This window comes from Pantoea sp. OXWO6B1 (genome assembly GCF_001641135.1).
Taxonomy (GTDB): Bacteria; Pseudomonadota; Gammaproteobacteria; order Enterobacterales; family Enterobacteriaceae; genus Pantoea; species Pantoea allii.
On sequence record NZ_LWLR01000001.1, the window covers coordinates 417,594 to 436,451 of the forward strand.

General features: G+C 55.7%; 17 protein-coding genes, 1 pseudogene and 1 riboswitch. Of the genes and pseudogenes, 9 read left to right on the top strand and 9 right to left on the bottom strand.

Annotation, left to right across the window (positions count from 1 at the left end; genetic code table 11):
• The first annotated feature begins 42 nt into the window (after nt 1–42).
• Complete coding sequence (locus A6A26_RS04310; protein ID WP_063877624.1) at nt 43–648, top strand: alpha/beta hydrolase; 606 nt, start codon at nt 43–45, stop codon at nt 646–648.
• A 42-nt stretch (nt 649–690) separates the two neighbouring features.
• On the opposite strand, the gene crcB is transcribed toward A6A26_RS04310, so the two are convergent.
• Nucleotides 691–1,068 carry a fluoride efflux transporter CrcB gene (gene crcB, locus A6A26_RS04315; RefSeq protein WP_063877625.1) on the bottom strand — a complete coding sequence of 126 codons (378 nt, stop codon included), beginning with the start codon at nt 1,066–1,068 and terminating at the stop codon, nt 691–693.
• Between the two features lie 92 nt (nt 1,069–1,160).
• Nucleotides 1,161–1,237: riboswitch (Fluoride riboswitch) on the bottom strand.
• A gap of 236 nt (nt 1,238–1,473) precedes the next feature.
• On the opposite strand from crcB, the gene A6A26_RS04320 reads away from it, so the two are divergent.
• Nucleotides 1,474–2,391 carry a nucleoside hydrolase gene (locus tag A6A26_RS04320; protein ID WP_063881055.1) on the top strand — a complete coding sequence of 306 codons (918 nt, stop codon included), beginning with the start codon at nt 1,474–1,476 and terminating at the stop codon, nt 2,389–2,391.
• A 15-nt stretch (nt 2,392–2,406) separates the two neighbouring features.
• Here the strand turns inward: A6A26_RS04320 and A6A26_RS04325 are convergent, their stop codons facing one another.
• On the bottom strand, nt 2,407–3,435 hold the full coding sequence (locus A6A26_RS04325; RefSeq protein WP_063877626.1) for a zinc-binding alcohol dehydrogenase family protein: 1,029 nt from the start codon (nt 3,433–3,435) through the stop codon (nt 2,407–2,409).
• A gap of 161 nt (nt 3,436–3,596) precedes the next feature.
• Here A6A26_RS04325 and A6A26_RS04330 point away from each other — a divergent pair, with 161 nt between their 5' ends.
• Entirely contained in the window at nt 3,597–4,499 is a 903-nt protein-coding gene (locus A6A26_RS04330; protein WP_063877627.1) for a GntR family transcriptional regulator, read from the top strand.
• Nucleotides 4,500–4,667: 168 nt separating this feature from the next.
• Nucleotides 4,668–6,017, top strand: coding sequence for an MFS transporter (locus A6A26_RS04335; protein WP_063877628.1), 1,350 nt, complete (start codon nt 4,668–4,670; stop codon nt 6,015–6,017).
• 1 nt (nt 6,018) lies between these two features.
• Here A6A26_RS04335 and A6A26_RS04340 read toward each other — a convergent pair whose 3' ends face one another.
• The 5 genes and pseudogenes from A6A26_RS04340 to mntP form a co-directional block, all read right to left on the bottom strand.
• The gene (locus tag A6A26_RS04340) at nt 6,019–7,410 is read right to left on the bottom strand and encodes a hypothetical protein (RefSeq protein WP_063877629.1); all 1,392 of its coding nucleotides are present in this window, start codon (nt 7,408–7,410) and stop codon (nt 6,019–6,021) included.
• On the bottom strand, nt 7,403–8,323 hold the full coding sequence (locus tag A6A26_RS04345) for an alpha/beta fold hydrolase (protein WP_241568215.1): 921 nt from the start codon (nt 8,321–8,323) through the stop codon (nt 7,403–7,405). The genes A6A26_RS04340 and A6A26_RS04345 overlap by 8 nt, the downstream gene beginning before the upstream one ends.
• A gap of 73 nt (nt 8,324–8,396) precedes the next feature.
• Nucleotides 8,397–8,758: pseudogene (locus tag A6A26_RS04350) on the bottom strand (fumarylacetoacetate hydrolase family protein); the annotation flags it as partial.
• Nucleotides 8,759–9,034: 276 nt separating this feature from the next.
• On the bottom strand, nt 9,035–9,112 hold the full coding sequence (gene azuC, locus A6A26_RS26230) for a stress response protein AzuC (RefSeq protein ID WP_112900613.1): 78 nt from the start codon (nt 9,110–9,112) through the stop codon (nt 9,035–9,037).
• Between the two features lie 109 nt (nt 9,113–9,221).
• Complete coding sequence (gene mntP, locus A6A26_RS04355; protein WP_063881056.1) at nt 9,222–9,794, bottom strand: manganese efflux pump MntP; 573 nt, start codon at nt 9,792–9,794, stop codon at nt 9,222–9,224.
• A 305-nt stretch (nt 9,795–10,099) separates the two neighbouring features.
• Between mntP and A6A26_RS04360 the strand changes: the two genes are divergently transcribed.
• The 3 genes from A6A26_RS04360 (at nt 10,100) to A6A26_RS04370 (ending at nt 15,090) form a co-directional block, all read left to right on the top strand.
• Nucleotides 10,100–10,342, top strand: coding sequence for a DUF1158 family protein (locus tag A6A26_RS04360; RefSeq protein WP_063877631.1), 243 nt, complete (start codon nt 10,100–10,102; stop codon nt 10,340–10,342).
• Nucleotides 10,343–10,967: 625 nt separating this feature from the next.
• Entirely contained in the window at nt 10,968–12,581 is a 1,614-nt protein-coding gene (mqo, locus tag A6A26_RS04365) for a malate dehydrogenase (quinone) (protein ID WP_063877632.1), read from the top strand.
• A gap of 115 nt (nt 12,582–12,696) precedes the next feature.
• Entirely contained in the window at nt 12,697–15,090 is a 2,394-nt protein-coding gene (locus A6A26_RS04370; RefSeq protein WP_063877633.1) for a phosphoketolase family protein, read from the top strand.
• Here A6A26_RS04370 and A6A26_RS04375 read toward each other — a convergent pair.
• The gene (locus tag A6A26_RS04375) at nt 15,087–15,674 is read right to left on the bottom strand and encodes a LysE family translocator (protein WP_063877634.1); all 588 of its coding nucleotides are present in this window, start codon (nt 15,672–15,674) and stop codon (nt 15,087–15,089) included. The two genes, A6A26_RS04370 and A6A26_RS04375, sit on opposite strands and share 4 nt — an antisense overlap.
• A 135-nt stretch (nt 15,675–15,809) precedes the next feature.
• On the opposite strand from A6A26_RS04375, the gene A6A26_RS04380 reads away from it, so the two are divergent.
• Entirely contained in the window at nt 15,810–17,300 is a 1,491-nt protein-coding gene (locus tag A6A26_RS04380) for an aminotransferase-like domain-containing protein (protein WP_063877635.1), read from the top strand.
• Here A6A26_RS04380 and A6A26_RS04385 read toward each other — a convergent pair.
• Nucleotides 17,267–17,890 carry a glutathione S-transferase family protein gene (locus A6A26_RS04385; protein WP_063877636.1) on the bottom strand — a complete coding sequence of 208 codons (624 nt, stop codon included), beginning with the start codon at nt 17,888–17,890 and terminating at the stop codon, nt 17,267–17,269. The two genes, A6A26_RS04380 and A6A26_RS04385, sit on opposite strands and share 34 nt — an antisense overlap.
• 105 nt (nt 17,891–17,995) lie before the next feature.
• Between A6A26_RS04385 and A6A26_RS04390 the strand changes: the two genes are divergently transcribed.
• Nucleotides 17,996–18,844, top strand: coding sequence for a PhzF family phenazine biosynthesis protein (locus A6A26_RS04390; RefSeq protein WP_063877637.1), 849 nt, complete (start codon nt 17,996–17,998; stop codon nt 18,842–18,844).
• Nucleotides 18,845–18,858: the final 14 nt, after the last annotated feature.

Consider the following 18,858-nt stretch of genomic DNA (forward strand, 5'->3'; position numbering starts at 1 on the left):
AAATGCCTGCAGAATCTGACAAAAAACAGCGAAGGAACGGGCATGGCTAAAGCATTGGTGATCTTTCTACACGGCGTGGGCAGTAACGGAGACGATCTGGCCCCGATTGGCGACTACTGGACCACCCTGCTCCCGGATGTCGCCTTTGCGTCACCGGATGCGCCTTACGCCTTTGAACATGGCGCGGGCTATCAGTGGTTCAGCCTGGCCGATATTACGCCAGAAAATCGTCCGGGTCGGGTGCGTGAGGCCCGCGAGGCCTTTGACAGCGTTATCCGTCATCTGATGTCTCAGAACGGGATGGCAGACCGCTGGGAAAACGTCATCCTGGTGGGCTTTTCCCAGGGGTCAATTATGGCGCTGGACCTGCTGGCTTCCGGGCGTTATCCCCTGGCGGGCGTGGTGGCGTTTTCGGGGCGACTGGCCTTTGACGGCCCGATCACGCCACAGGCTCACACGCCAGCCCTGTTGATTCACGGCCGGGCTGATACGGTGATACCGGCCAGTGAAAGTGAGTCGGCGGCGACTCGCCTGAAAGCGGTGGGCGTCCCGGTCGAAGCGGTGTTTGAACCTCAGACCGGCCACACCATCTCAGCCCAGGGTGCAATGCATGCCGCCGGGTTTATTGCCCAGTGCTTACAGGACTAAACACGCTTTCACCACCGCAGGCAGGCCGGTTTCGCCGCTGCGTTAGCCCAACAGGTTAACGAGCGCGAAACCGGCAAAGCACATCAGCAATGAGCCAATGACATGGACCAGTGCACTGCTCATTGCCCACAGGTATTTGCCAGACTGCAACAATGTCATTAACTCCGCCGAAAACGTCGAGAACGTGGTGAGTCCGCCACATAAGCCGGTGGTAATTAATAATTTCCAGGCCGGGTCGAGCTGGGGATGCCTGACGAACCAGGCCATGGCACCGCCAATCACAAATCCACCAATCAGGTTCACTAACAGCGTGCCCGGCGGCAGATTGGGAAATAACGCGTTAAACCGCATGGCGAACCACCAGCGCAACACACAGCCAATACTGCCGCCCAGAATCACAGCGAATAGCGGTTTTAACATCACAGACTCCATTTCAGGATTGGCGCAGAAGACGGTGGAGGGCAAGAAAAAAGCATACACCTGACACACCGACTCCCGCGAAAGGATTAAGGATAATGTCAGGCGTCATCAGCCGCAGGTTACGCCTGCAGGCGGTTGGGAAAGGTGGAACGCCATCACCTTATGCGGGCCATCATACGATGCCTTTTTCTGGCTGGCAACCGTGGTTGAGCGGAGAGAATCGTTACGTGAACTGACGTCAGCGCAGCACCTTGTGCCGCCGCAAAGCAGAAGGTCCAGGCGGGCATGATTCAGGTTTCCCCGGTTGCCGTTTTGCGCTTAAATGTTTATCCGGCAGCGGCGTTGTAGAGCCGTTGAATGCCTTTCGCCAGCGGCGAAGGGGTAAACTCTCTTCTGGAGCGTCCTGTGCGAACTGTCATTTTTGATACTGATATCGGTGTAGACGATGCCTTTGCCCTGGCTTATGCCGCCCGCACCCAACATTTGCTGGGCATAACCACCGTGTTTGGCAACGTTGCCGTCGGACAGGCCGTGAGAAACGCCAGGCTGTTTTGCCAGAAAATGGCGATTGATGTGCCGGTTTACCGTGGCTGTTCCCGTCCACTGGCCCAGGCACCCAGTGCGCCCGCCCGACTGCACGGCGAAGATGGCCTGGGCGATGCCTTTGATAATCCCTTCAGCGACGAGGCACCCGGTGCGGTGCAGTTTATTATCGACAGCGTGCGGGCCAACCCAGGTGCGGTCACCCTTGTCGCCATTGGTCCGCTGACCAATATCGCCAGCGCAATCAATCAGGCACCCGATATCATTCCGTTGGTAAAAGAGTTAGTCGTGATGGGCGGCGCATTTGGCACGGACGGGCACTGCGGAAATGTGACGCCCTTTAGCGAATTTAATATCTGGAAAGATCCGCACGCCGCCGATCAGGTTCTTTCCTCCGCCTTACCGATCGTGGTGATCCCGCTTGATGTGACCCATAAAGTATTGATCCACAGTGAAGAGGTGGATCGGCTTAATCAGCCGGTGCTGCGTGCCATCTGTCGCCCTTATCTGGCCTACAGTCTTGAGAAAGAAGGATTTTCTGGCATGGCGCTGCACGACACGCTGACCCTCTCCTGGCTCTGCCTGCCAGACGCGTTCACGCTGGTGGAAAGCCCGCTTCGGGTCATTACGGAAGGCATTGCCCGCGGTCAGACGGTGCGTCAACAGAGTACGCTGGCTTCCCGGCATAATCCCTTCCGCGATCTTCCCCGGCAGCGCATCGCATTAGGCGTCGACGCGGAGGCGGTGCGACAACACTTTTTTCAGGCACTCAGTCGATAAACCTGGCGGCCACCGTTAGCGATCAAAATCGATAACGCCTTTAATCAACTCACGATTGTTAATGACCGCTTCCTCAAACTGCTCTGCCAGCGTCGAGAAGGCGAAACGCCGGTTGAGCATCATTTCTGCACGCAGTTTCCCTGCGGCCATGAGTTCACGCACCCGGTCAAAATCTTCGCGCGTGGCATTCCGGCTGCCCATTAGCGTGCTCTCTTTTTTGTGGAATTCGCTGTCAGGGATGACCAAATCGCCTTTATGCAGGCCCACATAAACCACCGTGCCGCCGTGACGAATCAGGCTAACCGCCGCGTTCATCGCTGCCGGATTACCTGTGGCATCGATCACGGTTAACGCCAGTTGCCCGTTAAACCCGGCACGCAGTGCGGCAATAAAATCAGCTTCCGCCGGATTCAGCGCAAGGAGGCCGAGCTGCTGACTGACGTGCTGGCGACGGTAATCACTGGTGTCGGCCACGATCACCTGCGCGCCATTGGCTGCGGCGATAGCCGCTGCACCCAGGCCAATGGGACCGGCGCCCACCACCAGCACCTGATCGCCCTGTGCCACCGCTGCACGCCGTACCGCATGGGCGCTGATCGCAAAGGGTTCGATCAATGCTGCCGCCTCGGGTGCCAACTCATCCACCGCCAGCAGGTTTGCGGCGGGCACGCTGAGATAGTCGCAAAAGCCGCCATCCTGATGCACGCCAATCACCGAAATGTTTTCACAGCAGTTGGTTTTACCGCTTTGGCAGGCATCGCACTCATAGCAGGAGAGGTAAGGAATCAGCGCCACCCGCTGACCGACGGCAAAACCCTGCACGGCGCTGCCCGTTTCAACAATGTCTGCACAGAGTTCATGCCCGAGTACGCGTGGATAGCTAAAAAAAGGTTGGTTTCCTGCCCAGGCGTGGATATCGGTGCCGCAAATGCCGGCACTGACGAGTTTAATCAGCGCCTCCGCAGGCGCAGGACGGGGGACGTCGCGCGTGGTCCAGACCATGTTGCGTGGTTCGGTGATGACTACTGCTCTCATTGTTGTCATGGTAATTCTCCCGTTAGCGTTAGCGTTAGCGTTAGCGTTAGCGTTAGCGCAGTTATGGCGAATCTTGCCGCAATAACGGTTTTCCTTTGCTCAATCTGTGAAGCGTGACGGTTTTTTTGGGACTTCAATGGTTTTTAATGCTTAAAAAACCGGAGCCGCTCATGAGCCGTAGCCAGAATTTACGCCATAACGTGATTAACCATATGCTGGAGAGCATTGCCCAGGGCCACATCCAGTCGCCACTTCCGCCCCAGGCCGCGCTGGCTGAGATGTTCAACATCAGCCGTACCACGGTGCGCCATGCTTTGCGCTATCTGCATGAGCGTGGCGTTCTGGAAACAGTGAATGAGAGCTGGGTTATCGTACGCGAGCCTGAAGCAGAAGACGGCCTCAGCGCCGTTGCCCCCGCCATTGAGCAGCAGGCCAGCCAGGTGGAAAAACGCTTTTTTGATATGATCAATCAGCGGCTGCTGCAGCCCGGCGATACCTTCAGTGAATTACAGCTGGCCAGGCAGGCCAACGTCAGCCCGGTGGCGGTTCGCGAATTCCTGCTGCATTTTATGCGCTATAACCTGCTGGAGCCGGTAAAACGCGGTCACTGGCAGATGAAAAAGTTTTCGCAAGAGTACGCTGAAAAGTTATTTGAACTACGTGAAATGCTGGAAACCCATGCGCTTACCCGCTTCCTGAATTTGCCCAGGGAGGATGAGCGCTGGATTCAGGCGCGAGATCTGCTGGATCGGCATCGATCGATGCGCGAAACCATCGCCAGCAACTATCGCCATTTTGCTGCACTGGATAAAGAGCTGCACTGGCTGATTCTGTCGGCCGCCAATAACCCCTTCTTTAATCAGTCGCTGGAGATTATTTCGGTGATTTTCCATTCGCATTATCAGTGGGATGAAAGCGATCTTAAGCAGCGAAATATCGTCGCGCTGGAAGAGCATATGGCGATTCTGTCTGCCTTGATTGGCCGCCGGGATGTGGATGCGCTGTGCGCGTTGCATAACCATCTGGCGACCGCCAAGCGTTCAATGGTGCGGAGCATTAATCAGTACAATTAAAACCCGATTAAAAACCACAAAGCATTAGCTCCCGCACGATTTTGAAACAACTTTACAACATCTCGCTTTTATTCCCCTTACTCTCAGCGCAACGCACCGACGGCCCTGTGCCGTTGGGCGACATTGCTACTCATCATAATGATAAATCGCCTGTCCAGGGAGATTGCCATGGAACACAGATCGGTTGTTGATCACGCGAATCCGCCCGACACCTCGCCCGGCGAGACGTTTGTGCCGTTGCGCAGTGATATCGTGCGCTCGCCGCGCATTCGTAAAGTCCAGATTACCGCCATGCTGCTACTGCTGTTTGCTGCCATCATTAACTACCTGGATCGCAGCTCACTGTCTGTGGCCAACATGACTATTCGGGGTGAAATGGGACTCAGCGCCACCGAGATCGGCGTGCTGCTGTCGGCGTTCTCGCTGGCTTATGGGCTGGCGCAGCTGCCCGCGGGTGCCCTGCTGGATCGTAAAGGGCCGCGCATTATGCTGGCCCTGGGAATGTTTATCTGGTCGCTGTTCCAGGCCGCGTCCGGTCTGGTGCATAACTTTACCCAGTTTGTGCTGGTGCGTATTGGGCTGGGCATTGGTGAAGCCCCCATGAATCCTTGTGGGGTAAAGGTCATCAACGACTGGTTTAACATTAAAGATCGCGGTATGCCGATGGGGATGTTTAACGCCGCCTCCATGATTGGCTTATCCATCGCGCCGCCCATACTGGCTGCCATGATGCTGGTTCTGGGCTGGCGTGGCATGTTTGTTACCATCGGTATTCTGGGTGTGTTTCTTGCCCTCGGCTGGTACCTGGTTTATCGCGATCGCGATAACAAACAGCTAAGCGCTGAAGAGATCCACTACCTGCAGGCAGGCAGCGTGGCATCGCGTAAAGAGCCGATCAGTTTTCGCGAATGGCGCGGATTGTTTAAACAACGCACCATGTGGGGCATGATGATTGGCTTCAGCGGTATTAACTATACCGCCTGGCTGTACATTGCCTGGCTGCCGGGCTATCTGCAATCGACCTATCATCTTGATTTGAAAAGCACCGGTTTACTGGCGGCGATTCCTTTCCTGTTTGGTGCTGCAGGCATGTTGCTAAACGGCTATGTGGTTGATGCGCTGGTCAGACGCGGTTGGGATGCGGTAAAAACCCGTAAAGCCTGCATTGTGAGCGGCATGATCCTGTCGGCAGGTTTTACCGCCATCGTGACGCGCGCCACCGACACCACCAGCGCAGTGACGCTGATCGGTATGGCGCTGTTTTGTATCCACTTTGCCGGTACCTCCTGCTGGGGCTTGATCCATGCCAACGTCACCGCCCGCATGACGGCGTCCGTGGGCAGCATTCAAAACTTTGCCAGCTTTATCTTTGCCTCTTTTGCGCCAGTTATCACCGGTTGGGTGCTGGATACCACTAAATCATTCAGCCTGGCGCTGATGATTTGTGCCTGTGTCACCCTGGTCGGTGCGCTGGCGTACCTGCTGCTGGTGCGCAATCCCATTACCGACGGCACCTGATTCAGGTCAGCGCCTGGAGGGTGACGCCGTGGCGCGCACCGTAACGCTGAATCCCCGCAATCACGTTATCGACACTGAGTGGCGGCGGGACAGGCAGCAGCGGTGCGCGTTCCCGGAGCGCCGAATCGAACCGTGAAAAGGTGGAAAAATCGTGAGGGAAGCGCGTTTCATCTACCCCGACGAATGCCCCCTCTTCCCTGGCGAAGGTTAACAGCTGTTTCCAGCGATCGATGTCCGCCAGGCCGATACTGTCAGTGCCATGGGAATAGAGCATCATGTCGATATGGTTAAAAGGCGGCTGCTTCTCAAGAAAGCGTTGCAGTGCATCCGCCGACGGCACGGACGGAAACATCAGCCAGAAGGGAATCGCGTGCTGCTGCATGCTGCACCAGGGGTCCATCAGTAAAAAGCTGTCTACCGTCAGCCGGGCTGGCAGTATGCCCGCCGCCAGATACCAGTCACGGTAAATTTCGGCGACCACAAAGCTCAGCGCTTCCGGGTCATCGTAACGAATCTCCATCAGCGTCCAGCGCTGGGCTTCTGCCAGTTTTTTCAGCGGAGAAATCAGGTAGCCGTCCAGCCCCCACTCTGCCTCAGGGACATGATCGGTGATGGCAGGTGGCTCCCAGCGCGCGCGATCCACGCCTGCCCGCGCCAGGTATTCGGCGACTCTCGGCCCGCCGCGCAAATACTCGTTTTCGGTTGCACCGCCGGGTGCGCCAAACTGGAAAAAAGAGCGATCACTGGTGCGCGTTACCGGCCACTGTCGCGTGCAGTGATTAATGAACAGCGTTGCTCCCGCCGGTAATCCGCCCAGCAGAAACTCATTGAAGGCCAGCGGCATGTCGCGCAGCTTAAGGCGGAAGTCGTGCATTTTCTCCAGCAGGAGGCGATCCTGACTCGGATCTTGCATGTGATGTACCGCCAGCTTCGGCCAGGTCGCCAGCAGTGCCGCCGCCACGGCCTTACCTTCCTCGAATCCTGACTGGGCATCATCCGGGTCGTTCTGCTGCATGCGTACCGGACACAGAAAGGTTTGCGGCAGCCACGGCGTTCCCATCGCCGCAGCCAGGTGCACCAGGGCACCATTGGTGGCACCCACAAACGCAGCCGGATAGTCGCGTTGAGGATAGGTGCTGACCATCCATTCGGCGATACCTTCTATATCCAGCTCGCTGGCCTGTTTATGACTGATGCCCTCGGCCAGACCGCTGACCGCATAGCCCCACTCACGCAACCGGGTCGGTAAGCGATCAAACGAAGGCAATAAGCGGTCTAACATCGGTGACTGGCTCGGGCTGGCAAAAGGCCGATCGTGAAGTGCATTCGCTAAGGTCAGCAACATTGTGGCGGCTGAATCAAACCGGGCGATGCCCTTGGGCGGTTTACTCATGCTGGCTCTCCTGCTGAATACGCGCTAAAAAAGGCCGGATGGCGTGGCAGAAACTCCACGGATAAACGTAGTGCAGTCTGTGCGTCCCGCCGCGTAAGGTGATTTTTTCGCTGTGCGGTAACAGCCCCGCCAGCTCATCCAGCCAGCGCGCCGGGCAGACCGGATCGCGTGAGCCTCTCAGCAGTAAGGTTGGTGCAGTGACATAGGTAAGATGGTGTTCGATGGGATCGTTCAGCATGGCTCGCATCGTGCCAACGGCGCGCGGCAAGCCGGCTTTGGCCCAGTCGATCCGGGCCAGCGCGCCCGGCGAGCGATGCGCTTCCATCCGGCTGTTACGCCAGCCTCGCCACATCTGACGTACCAGGCTGCGCGCATGGCGATCGGCGGTGGGCCCCTGTAGCACCAGTCCCGCCACCGCTTCAGGGTATTTATCCGCCAGCGCCGCCAGTACCTGACAGCCAAAAGCGCTGCCCACCCAGATTGCTCGCTGAAAACCGTTGTGCTGCAACCACTGCCACAGGATATCGGCCAGTTCATTAACCGACAGAACAGGGGCCGATGCGGGCAATGCGCTGCCGCCGAAGCCCGGCAGGTCGGGAACCAGGACGTGATAATCCCGTCCCAGCGCCAGTGCGAGCGGCTCCATTGAGCGCCCCGACATCACCAGGCCGTGGATTAGTACAACAGGCAAGCCGTGGGGTTCCTCAGGCGTCACGCGGGTAAACATGCGCCAGTCGCCGATCTGTTGATAGTAACCCGCTAATCCTGCGTGATGGCTGCGTGGTGAAACGGGTGGCGTTTGCTTCATTTGCTGCCAGCGTTTCGTGCCCCATACGACCGCCGCGACACCTAAACCAATCCCGGCGGCTAGCGCCATGCCCTGCCGCTTTTTACACTGGATGGTACGCCTCATCAGCTGCTCCTGTTCCTGGGTATCCATTGAGTGTAGGACGGGAATCGCAGAGACAGGCGGTTAATGCATGCTGTCAGGCAATGGTGTTACGCAGGCGACCGATTTTTTCGATCTCCACTTCAATCACATCACCACTAAACATGAACAGCGGCGGCGTACGTTTTTTGCCCACGCCGCCCGGTGAACCGGTAATGGTGAACCGGTAATAATGACATCCCCTGGCGACAGCGGACTAAAGGCGGAAATGTATTCAATAATTTTGGCGACCGGATGCACCATGTTGGCGGTGGTATCGTTTTGCACTTCCCGACCATTCAGCACCGTTTTAATGGTTAACTGCTGTGGGTCAGGAATGTCGTCGGCGGTGGTCATCCAGGGCCCGAAGCCCCCGGTCTGCGGCCAGTTCTTGCCAGCGGTAAACCAAATAAACTGCATAGCTGCATTACTGCCTCGTCATGGCTACGGGTGATAACCCTATGTTTTAAAAGAAATCGGTGCGCAGCGTAGCAAAAAACGCGATAAAAATCGTACATCGATTGGCACAGTGGATATCCAGATGTATCACGTTATGTCAGCAGGAAGTGTGTGGATAAACGAAAGCTGAAAAAGTCGCCATTACGGCGCTATGCAATCAAAGCGGGGAAGCGAAAACGGGGGTGATAATCACCGGTCTGTCCCTGACCGCGACTATCGAGGGTATTCGGTGGGCGCTTAGTTAAGCGCGCCGGGCGGTACGTGTTTAAAGGTTTCAACATAAGCGTGGAACACGTACTTAAAAAAACGTTTCATACATCATCCGGTTAAAATTTTGTTGAATAACTACAGGAAAAGTATAGCGCCTGCTGTTTTAATCAGCAATAAATTTTGAACCAGATCACAAAATTCACGTTTACACCCGTTACTGAAACAGGGCCAAATGCTCAATAAGGATGGTTGAACCGATAGCGATCAGGACCAGCCCGCCCAGGACTTCAGCCCATTTGCCTAAAACCGGCCCGATGAAACGGCCAATCAGCACACCCGTGGTCGCCATTACGGTGGTGGCGGCCCCGATAGTCAGCGCCGTGGTGACGATATTGACCTGCAGAAACGCCAGTCCGACCCCTACTGCCAGAGCATCAAGGCTGGTCGCGACTGCGGTGGTGGCCAGTACCATAAAGCCATGACTTTGCGGCGCTTCGCACGGCTCGGCGGCGGTTTTGCGGAAGCCTTCCATCATCATACGCGCGCCCAGGAAGGCCAGCAGGAAAAAGGCGATCCAGTGATCCCATGCGGCAACATACTGGCTGGCAGCCAGACCCAGCGCCCAGCCGATAAGGGGCGTCAGAGCTTCAATACAACCGAAAATCAGACCGGTCCGCACGGCTTCTTTCAGGCCAGGGCGATGCAAGGCCGCACCTTTGCCCAGCGCGGCGGCAAATGCGTCCATTGACATTCCAAGAGCAAGAATAAGGGTGGCAATAAAGGTCATGATTTGTTCACTTGGGATGAAAAAGCACGACTTCATGCTGAATCCATCACACAAATTGCTCGGTAATTTAAAAAGTGCGCGCAGTCTACCACGCGATTATCGTTATAAAAAGACAATAAAATCAGGGATTTAAGTATAGCCAAGGCTATAACTCATAACATCCGCTATGAATGCAGCTAAGTTAATGTCATTTAAGCCTTTTCTGCGCTGTTTCGACATAACCATGACAGGCACAGACATCCCGTCATTGAACCCTGGCACGGAATACCGGAAAATATCCGGCTGATAAACAGGGAACACTGCTCATGAATAACCCTTTCGAATCCTTAATCCTTCCCGGCGGCATTTTGCTGCTGGGCTTTCTGTCTGCCCTGCTGCTGCCCGCACCGGCTTTTAGCCTGACGGTAGCGCAGCATTTGCAGCAGATGTTCCATTTGCAGGATCTTAGCCAGCTGTACACCCTGGTATTTTGCCTGTGGTTCTTGTTACTGGGCGCGCTTGAGTTCTTTGTGATCCGCTTTGTCTGGCGGCGCTGGTTCCGCGTGTGAAGCTGACGCATCCCGGCACATCGGCCAGCTGAACCTGCGTTCTGGGGTTTAAGGCCCTGCGCTGTTTTCTCTTCTGAAGAAAATCTGAAAGTGGGATGAAAACCGCATGTCGTTCACCTCGGGACGTAACGGTATCGCGGCGTCGAGGCCGCGTCCTTAGGTCACAAAAATGTAACATTTGTTTTACACAGACAGGCCCGTTTTGCCTGCAAGTACAAATTCATCGACAGGAATAAAATTAAATAAAGTCTATTTTTCATTAATTTAAATTATTCCTTCCGCCATGTGACATTTTCAGCCTGCACCATTACAAAGCAATCCCGCAACATCTCATTTTATTTAACCTGCTAATCTACAAGGAAAAATCACTTATGGCGGACTTGCCATTATGATTATTTCTTATGCTGAATCATTTCTGCATTTAAAAAATAAACAAATGTTTAAATCGGATGCGAGAATGTTATATTTGAGCAACAAAGCATAACGTTCAGTTAACTCGTTATCGTCGCTTTAACCCATACCTGAGTCTTAACCCGGAAGTAGCGCAACGCGCTCATCAGAAGCGTGACTATTTCGCCTGCAACACTGTTGAGCTTCAGGTCAACAGAAGAGGAGATGTCGCCTCATGTGCAAATCAGCTGTAAATCTTGCGCTCACAATGAGTGTTAGCGGAAAGGACACCACCAGGGCGCAGGAGCGTAAAGACGTTGATGTACTGCTTATTGGCGCAGGCGTCATGAGTGCTACGTTAGGAACCTGGCTTCAGGATCTTGAACCAGACTGGTCCATTGAAATGGTGGAGCGGTTGGGGCATGTCGCCGAAGAGTCCTCAAATGGCTGGAACAATGCAGGTACAGGCCATGCGGCGCTGGCCGAGTTGAACTATACGCCGCAGAAAGCCGATGGCAGTATCGATATCGCGAAAGCGGTGGCGATCAATGAGTCATTCCAAATCTCCCGTCAGTTCTGGGCTTACCACGTTCAGAAAGGCAATCTGCACACACCAAAAAGCTTTATTCACAGCACGCCACATATGAGCTTTGTCTGGGGCGATGACAACGTGGCGTTTCTGCGTAAGCGCTTTAATGCCTTACAGAAAAGCACGCTATTCCGTGGCATGGCTTACTCTGAAGATCCGCAGCAAATCGCGCAGTGGATTCCACTGGTGATGAAAGGCCGGGCCGACAGTCAAAAAGTGGCGGCGACCTGGACAGACATGGGCACCGACGTGGATTTTGGTGAAGTGACGCGCCAGCTGATTAGCTCACTGGAGAAAAAAGCCAACTTCCGTTTGCGCATGAATCAGGAAGTCCGCGAAATCACTCGCCTTAACGATGGTCGTTGGCAGGTGACGCTTGTCTGCCTGACGGACGGGACGCGCCGCACGTTGACGGCCGGTAAGATTTTTATTGGCGCAGGCGGGGCGGCGCTGCCGCTGCTGCAGAAGGCCGGTATTCCGGAGGCCAACGGTTACGCGGGCTTCCCGGTCGGCGGTTCCTTCCTGGTCACCGAGAATCCCGAGGTCGTGAAACAGCACATGGCGAAGGTGTACGGCAAAGCCAGCGTGGGCGCACCACCGATGTCTGTGCCTCACGTCGATACGCGCGTGCTGAACGGCAAGCAGGTTCTGCTGTTTGGTCCTTTTGCGACCTTCTCGACCAAATTCCTGAAGCAGGGCTCGCTGCTGGATATGTTTGCCTCGCTCAACAGCACCAACGTGATGCCGATGATTAAAGTCGGGCTGAAAAGCTTTGACCTGGTGAAATATCTGATGGATCAGGTACTGCAAAGTGACCGTGATCGTATGGATGCGCTACGTGCTTATGTGCCGCAGGCGAAACAGGAAGACTGGCGCCTGGTGACGGCCGGACAGCGCGTACAGATCATCAAGAAAGATGAGAAAGAAGGCGCGGTGCTGCGTTTAGGTACGGAAGTGGTGTCATCCGAAGACGGCTCAGTCTCTGCGTTGCTGGGTGCTTCGCCAGGTGCCTCCACTGCGGCACCTATTATGCTGGAGTTGCTGCATAAGGTGTATCCAGAGCAGATGGCTTCGCCGGAGTGGCAAAATAAAATTCGTGCCGTGGTGCCGTCCTGGGGACGCAGGCTGAATGGTGATGTGGCCCTGACCGAAAAAGTGCTGGCAGAAACCAGCCGCATCCTGCAGCTTGAGTACACGCCGGTTACGCCAGTGGCCGCAAACGATGAGGGCCGTGAAACCGCCTTTGTTATCGGCAAATAAGCCGCCCTTGATACAGAAGGCCTCGCACTGCGAGGCCTTTTTGTTTACCGCTTGCCTGGTTGACTGCCACATTCTCTATTAGGGTTAAATCTGCCTTAATGCAGGAGGACATGTCATGGCCCAACCGAACACTGAACACGAACTCGCCTTGCTTGACCGCTACTGGCGCGCCGCTAACTATTTGTCTGTCGGGCAGATTTATTTAATGGATAATCCATTATTACGCGAGCCGTTAACACCACAGCATATTAAACCGCGTTTACTGGGGCACTGGGGCACAACGCCCGGGCTTAATTTTATCTATGCCCATTTAAACCGCATCATTCGTCAGCGCGATCTAAACCTGATCTATATCTGTGGCCCCGGTCATGGCGGTCCGGGCATGGTGGCGAACACCTGGCTCGAAGGCAGCTACAGCGAAATCTATCCGCATATCAGTCAGGATGCCGCGGGCATGCAGAAACTGTTTAAACAGTTTTCCTTTCCGGGTGGCATCCCCAGCCATGCCGCGCCAGAAACCCCGGGCTCGATTAATGAAGGGGGTGAACTGGGCTACTCCCTGTCACATGCGTTTGGTGCAGTCTTTGATCATCCCGATCTGATTGCGCCCTGCGTGATTGGCGACGGCGAAGCAGAGACCGGTCCGCTGGCTTCCAGCTGGCACGGTATTAAATTTCTGAACCCGCAACGGGACGGCGCCGTGCTGCCAATCTTACACCTGAATGGCTATAAGATTGCCAACCCGACCATTCTGGGCCGCGCCAGTGACGACGACCTACGCCAGCTGTTTCGGGGCTACGGCTATGAGCCCCTGTTTGTCTGCGGTCATGAACCCGAGACAATGCACAAGCTGATGGCCGACACGCTGGATCGCGCATTTTCTGAGATTGCGGCGTTTCAACAGGCGGCACGCAGCGGTTCGCCGACGCAGGCGATTCCCCACTGGCCGATGATTATTCTGCGCAGTCCCAAAGGCTGGACCGGCCCCAAAACGGTCGACGGCAAGAAGGTGGAAGATTTCTGGCGGGCACATCAGGTGCCGGTTGCCGCCTGTCGGGAAGATGACGGTCATCGGGACATCCTGGAAAACTGGATGCGCAGCTATCACCCGGAAGACCTGTTTGACGAACAGGGACGCCTGATGCCGGAACTGCAGGCGCTGGCCCCTCAGGGTGAAAAACGCATGGGCGCGTCCCCGTTCGCAAACGGCGGCTTACTGCGCCGTGAGCTTGCCACGCCCGACATTCGCGAATTTGCCTTCGACACGCAGCAGCCCGGCTCACAGGCAGGACAGGCAGGACAGGCGACAGAACAGTTTGGCCGCTACCTTAACGTCATATTCCAGCGCAACCAGGATAATTTTCGGCTGTTTGGCCCGGATGAAACGGCCTCTAACCGGCTGACACCGGTCTTTGAGACCACCAGCCGCACCTGGCTCGAAACCATTGAGCCTTACGACGAGCAGTTAGCTGCTGATGGGCGAGTGATGGAGATTCTGAGTGAGCATCAGTGTCAGGGCTGGCTGGAAGGCTATCTGCTTACGGGCAGGCACGGTTTATTTAACTGCTACGAGGCCTTTATCCACATTATTGACTCCATGTTCAACCAGCATGCCAAATGGTTGAAGGTGACGCGCAAACTGGGCTGGCGTAAGCCCATTTCTTCCCTTAACTATCTGCTCTCTTCCCATGTCTGGCGTCAGGATCACAATGGTTACAGCCATCAGGACCCGGGGTTTATTGACCACGTTGCCAATAAAAAAGCCGATATTGTGCGTATCTACCTGCCACCCGATGCCAACACCTTGCTGTGGGTGGGCGATCACTGCCTGCGCACCTGGGACCGCATCAACGTGATTGTGGCAGGCAAGCAGCCTTCGCCTCAGTGGCTGGATATGGACAGCGCCATCACCCATTGTGAGGCCGGGATGGGTGAATGGCGCTGGGCCGGAACAACCCCCGAGAACGCAGAGCCGGATGTGGTCATGGCCTGTGCGGGCGATGTCCCCACCATGGAAACCCTGGCGGCGGTAGATTTACTGCGCACCTTCCTGCCTGACCTGCGCATTCGGGTGGTAAACGTGGTGGACCTGCTGGCACTGCAAACCCAGAAACAACATCCGCACGGTAAGTCAGAAGAGGACTTCGACGCACTGTTTACCGCCGACAAGCCCGTGATTTTTGCCTTTCACGGTTACCCCAGCTTGATTCATCGCCTGACCTGTCAGCGCAATAACCATCGTAATTTCCATGTGCATGGCTTTAATGAAGAGGGCACGACGACCACACCTTTCGATATGACGGTGCTTAACGAGCTGGATCGCTATCATCTTGCCCAAGCCGCTATTCGTCACGTCCCGGGGCTTGCCGAACGTCACCCTGAGCTGCTCGACGACCTGGAGCAGCGACTCGCCGGGCATCATCGCTACGTGCGGATTCATGGCGAAGATGTCCCGGAAGTACAGAACTGGAAGTGGCCCTCAGCGACCGCGTCAGGCGCACCGGATTAAAAGGTCCTGAAGGCATCAACCAACATCCAGATCGTGGTTGCCACCAGCGACAGTGCCATCAGGCTGTTAAACAACTGACGTTTCCAGTGAATTTGCAGGTGACCGCGCAGGCGGTCACCCAGTGCGGCCCATAATAAAATGCACGGCAGATTCAGCAGCATGAAAGCGCCCATCACGGTCAGCACGCCACTGCTGGCGCTGTACAGCAGTGCCACGTTGCTGGCCATTAACCAGGCTTTGGGATTGATAGCCTGAAAACAGGCACCGCCCACTAAGGTCATGGGCTGCGGCTTTACCCGGGCTTCGGGTGCATTCGCCCGGAATATTTTCCAGGAGAGCCATAGCAGATAACCACATCCCACCAGCGTCAGCGGCAAACGCACAGAGGCCATCCAGTGCAGCAGAAGTTCCAGCGCCAGCCCTGCAATCGCGGTTTGCAGCGCACAGCCGATCAGAATGCCAAACACCATCGGTAGCGTACGGCGCATACCAAAATTGACACCCGACGTGGCAAGCAACAGGTTATTCGGCCCCGGTGTAATCGACATCACGGTGACATAACTGAAGAATGAGGGATCGAGCATAGTGGCGTTCCTGATAATCGAGAGAACCCTCATGCTACGATGAGAAAAGTTATGGTAACAGAGACAAGAAATCGCTATTTTGATGGGTACAATCACAACTGATTTCAACTGTACCTGTCGCGCCCGGAGGCAATTGTGTCCCCTGAAACCCCATCCGATCAAACGCTCTACCAGCAGTTGGCCGACAGCTTTGCCGAGGCGATTCATAAAGGCACATTAAAACCGGGAAAGCGTTTGCCCGCCATCCGGCGCGTCGCACAGTCACATCAGGTGAGCGTGAATACCGTACTGAATGCCTGGCAACTGCTGGAAAACCGTGGGCTGATTGAGGCGCGCCCGCAATCGGGCTACTACGTGCGCGGCGTGCTGCCGATGGTGACGCGAAATGCACAGCACTCTGCCCGGGTGGTCCGCGATCCCAGTAATGAAAAGCTGGATTTGATTGATAAGGTGTTCGCCGCGCAAAATCACCCTGATTACACCAATATATCGCTGGCCTGCCCGCAGGACAGCGATCTGTTTCCGTCAGCCAGACTGGCGCGCATTACGGCATCTTTACTGCGGCGTGATCCACACCTTATTGGACGCTACGCGCTTCCGCCCGGTAGTGAGCGCTTACGGGAGGAGATTGCGCGTCGTGCATTGCATGCCGGGCAATCGCTTACCGCCGACGATATCACCCTCACCCATGGCTGTATGGAAGCGCTACAACTGGCACTCAGGGCGGTAACGAAGCCAGGCGATTGCGTCGGACTGGAATCCCCTACCTATTTCTTTCTGTTTCCCCTGCTGGCGTCCCTGGGTCTGAAGGCGCTGGAAATTCCTACCGATCCCCAGCGCGGTCTGTCACTGGACGCGCTTGAGATGCTGCTTCAGGAAAACCGTCTTCAGGCGCTGGTCGCCATGCCTTCGGCGCAAAATCCGCTGGGATTTTGTATGTCATTGCCCAACAAGAAAAGGCTCGCGAAGTTAGTGAATACTTACCAAGTACCACTGATTGAAGACGGTCTTTATGATGAGTTGCAGTTTGACTGGCCGCTCTCTCCTGCAGTTAAGTCGTTCGATCAGCATGGCTGGGTGCTCTACTGCACCAGCTTTACCAAAACCGTGGCGCCCGATTTTCGCGTCGGCTGGATTGCAGCCGGACGCTTTCACGATGCCATTGCACGCCTGAAAGCCGTGTCATCGATGGCGGAATCGGCGCTGCTGTCGGAAACGCTGGCGGAGTTCCTTGCCAACGGGGGCTATGACCATCATCTGCGCAGCCTGCGCCGCAGCTATGCCAGCAATCTGGATGAGGCGCGCGGCTTGATTGCGCAGCATTTCCCTCAGGGCACCCAGGCCACATTACCGCGCGGTGGCTTTGTATTTTGGGTCGAACTGCCCGGCAAGGTGGATACGACGGAGATGTTTTCCCGTCTGTTGAAAGAGCAGATTTGCGTTACGCCCGGCGCGCTGTATTCGCTGAGCGAGCGCTATAACCATGCATTGCGCCTTTCATGCTGTTATCCGTTTGATCAGCGCTACGTTCGCGCCATCATCCGGGCCGGAAAGGTGGCCTGCGAACTCGCGGGCCTGCCGCCGGGTCAGGATCAGGGCGTGCCGTTACGTCCCCAGATGGTATAGCCATGGCGCTCGGTCAGGCGTTCGTAATAGGTGCGCACGGCAGGCAGGTCTGGATGATCAAGCGGCGTTTCGAACCAGCGGTTGACGGCCAGACCAATCGGTATATCCGCCAGACTGAAGTTCCGTCCGGCAACATAGCGACCGGTATGTTCGAGCTGCTGATTGAGAATACCCATGGTGTGGGACCAGCCTTTGCAGGCAGCGGCCAACAGCCTTGGGTCCTGATGGGCCGGTGAATTGCGCACCAGCGACATGAACGCATAGCGCCATGAGGTGTTAAGTTCTGTCGATTGCCAGTCCATCCACTGATCCACTGGCGCACGTGAACGCGGATTGTCGGGATAGAGCCAGTCGCCACCGTAGGCGGTCGCCAGATAGCGCAGGATGGCATTGGATTCCCACATAATCAGGTCTTGATCAATCAATACCGGGATCATGGCATTGGGATTCAGCGCGATAAATTCGGGAGAGTGCGTGGATTTGTACCCTTCCCCCCACTCTTCACGTTCGTAGAGCAGGTCCAGTTCGTCACACAGCCAGAGTACTTTGCGCACGTTGATTGAGGAGGCGCGTCCAAGAATTTTTAACATAGCAGGCTCCATCCAGTTGCTTAACTTATTCATAGCCCTGTTAACTGACATAAGCAATTGCCCGGGCAAGAAAAAACATCTTTACCTTATTCAAAAGGAGTGACAATGAACGTTGCGTTTAAACAAGTGGATGTGTTTACCTCGACCGCGTTTAACGGTAATCCACTGGCGGTCATCATGGATGCACAAGGCCTGGACGACAGCCAGATGGCGGCCATCGCACGCTGGACCAACTTATCGGAAACCACCTTTGTCCTGCCGCCGCAGGATAATCAGGCTGATTACCGCGTGCGTATCTTCACCGTTGAGGGCGAGCTGCCTTTTGCCGGTCATCCCACGCTCGGTACCGCTCATGCTTTACTGGAAGCGGGCTTCCAGACAAAAACGCCGGGGGTGATTATTCAGGAATGCGGCGTGGGCAACGTGAAGATAAAAATTGCCGACGATACCACCCTGGCCTTTGCCGCCCCGACGGCCACCTTAACGCCTTTCCATGATGCACTCATTAGTGCGGCACTCAACAGTAACGCCGTCGATACAGCCCAGGAGGCCGTCGTGGTTGATATGGGCATTCGCTGGCTGCTGATCCCCATGGTCAGTGCAGAGGCAGTCCTGTCGATTACGCCTGATATTGCCGATTTGCAGCGACTCATCCATCACGCTAACGTGAGCGGCATCATGCCATTTGGTCCGCTGCCTGCAGGGGAAGCTGAGCACTATGAGGTTCGTGGTTTGCTGATTGAGCACGGAAGCCTGACCGAAGACCCGATCACCGGCAGCGCCAATGCCTGCCTGGCACGCTACTTCGCTGCTCAGGGCAAGACGCAAGATTACCGCGTCCGTCAGGGCACCCGGGTAAACCGAGAGGGACGCGTGACGGTGGAATATCAGGGCGATACGATCTGGATCGGTGGCAAAACCGTGACGGTGATAGAAGGCACGATTCAGTTGTAACTACACATTCGTAG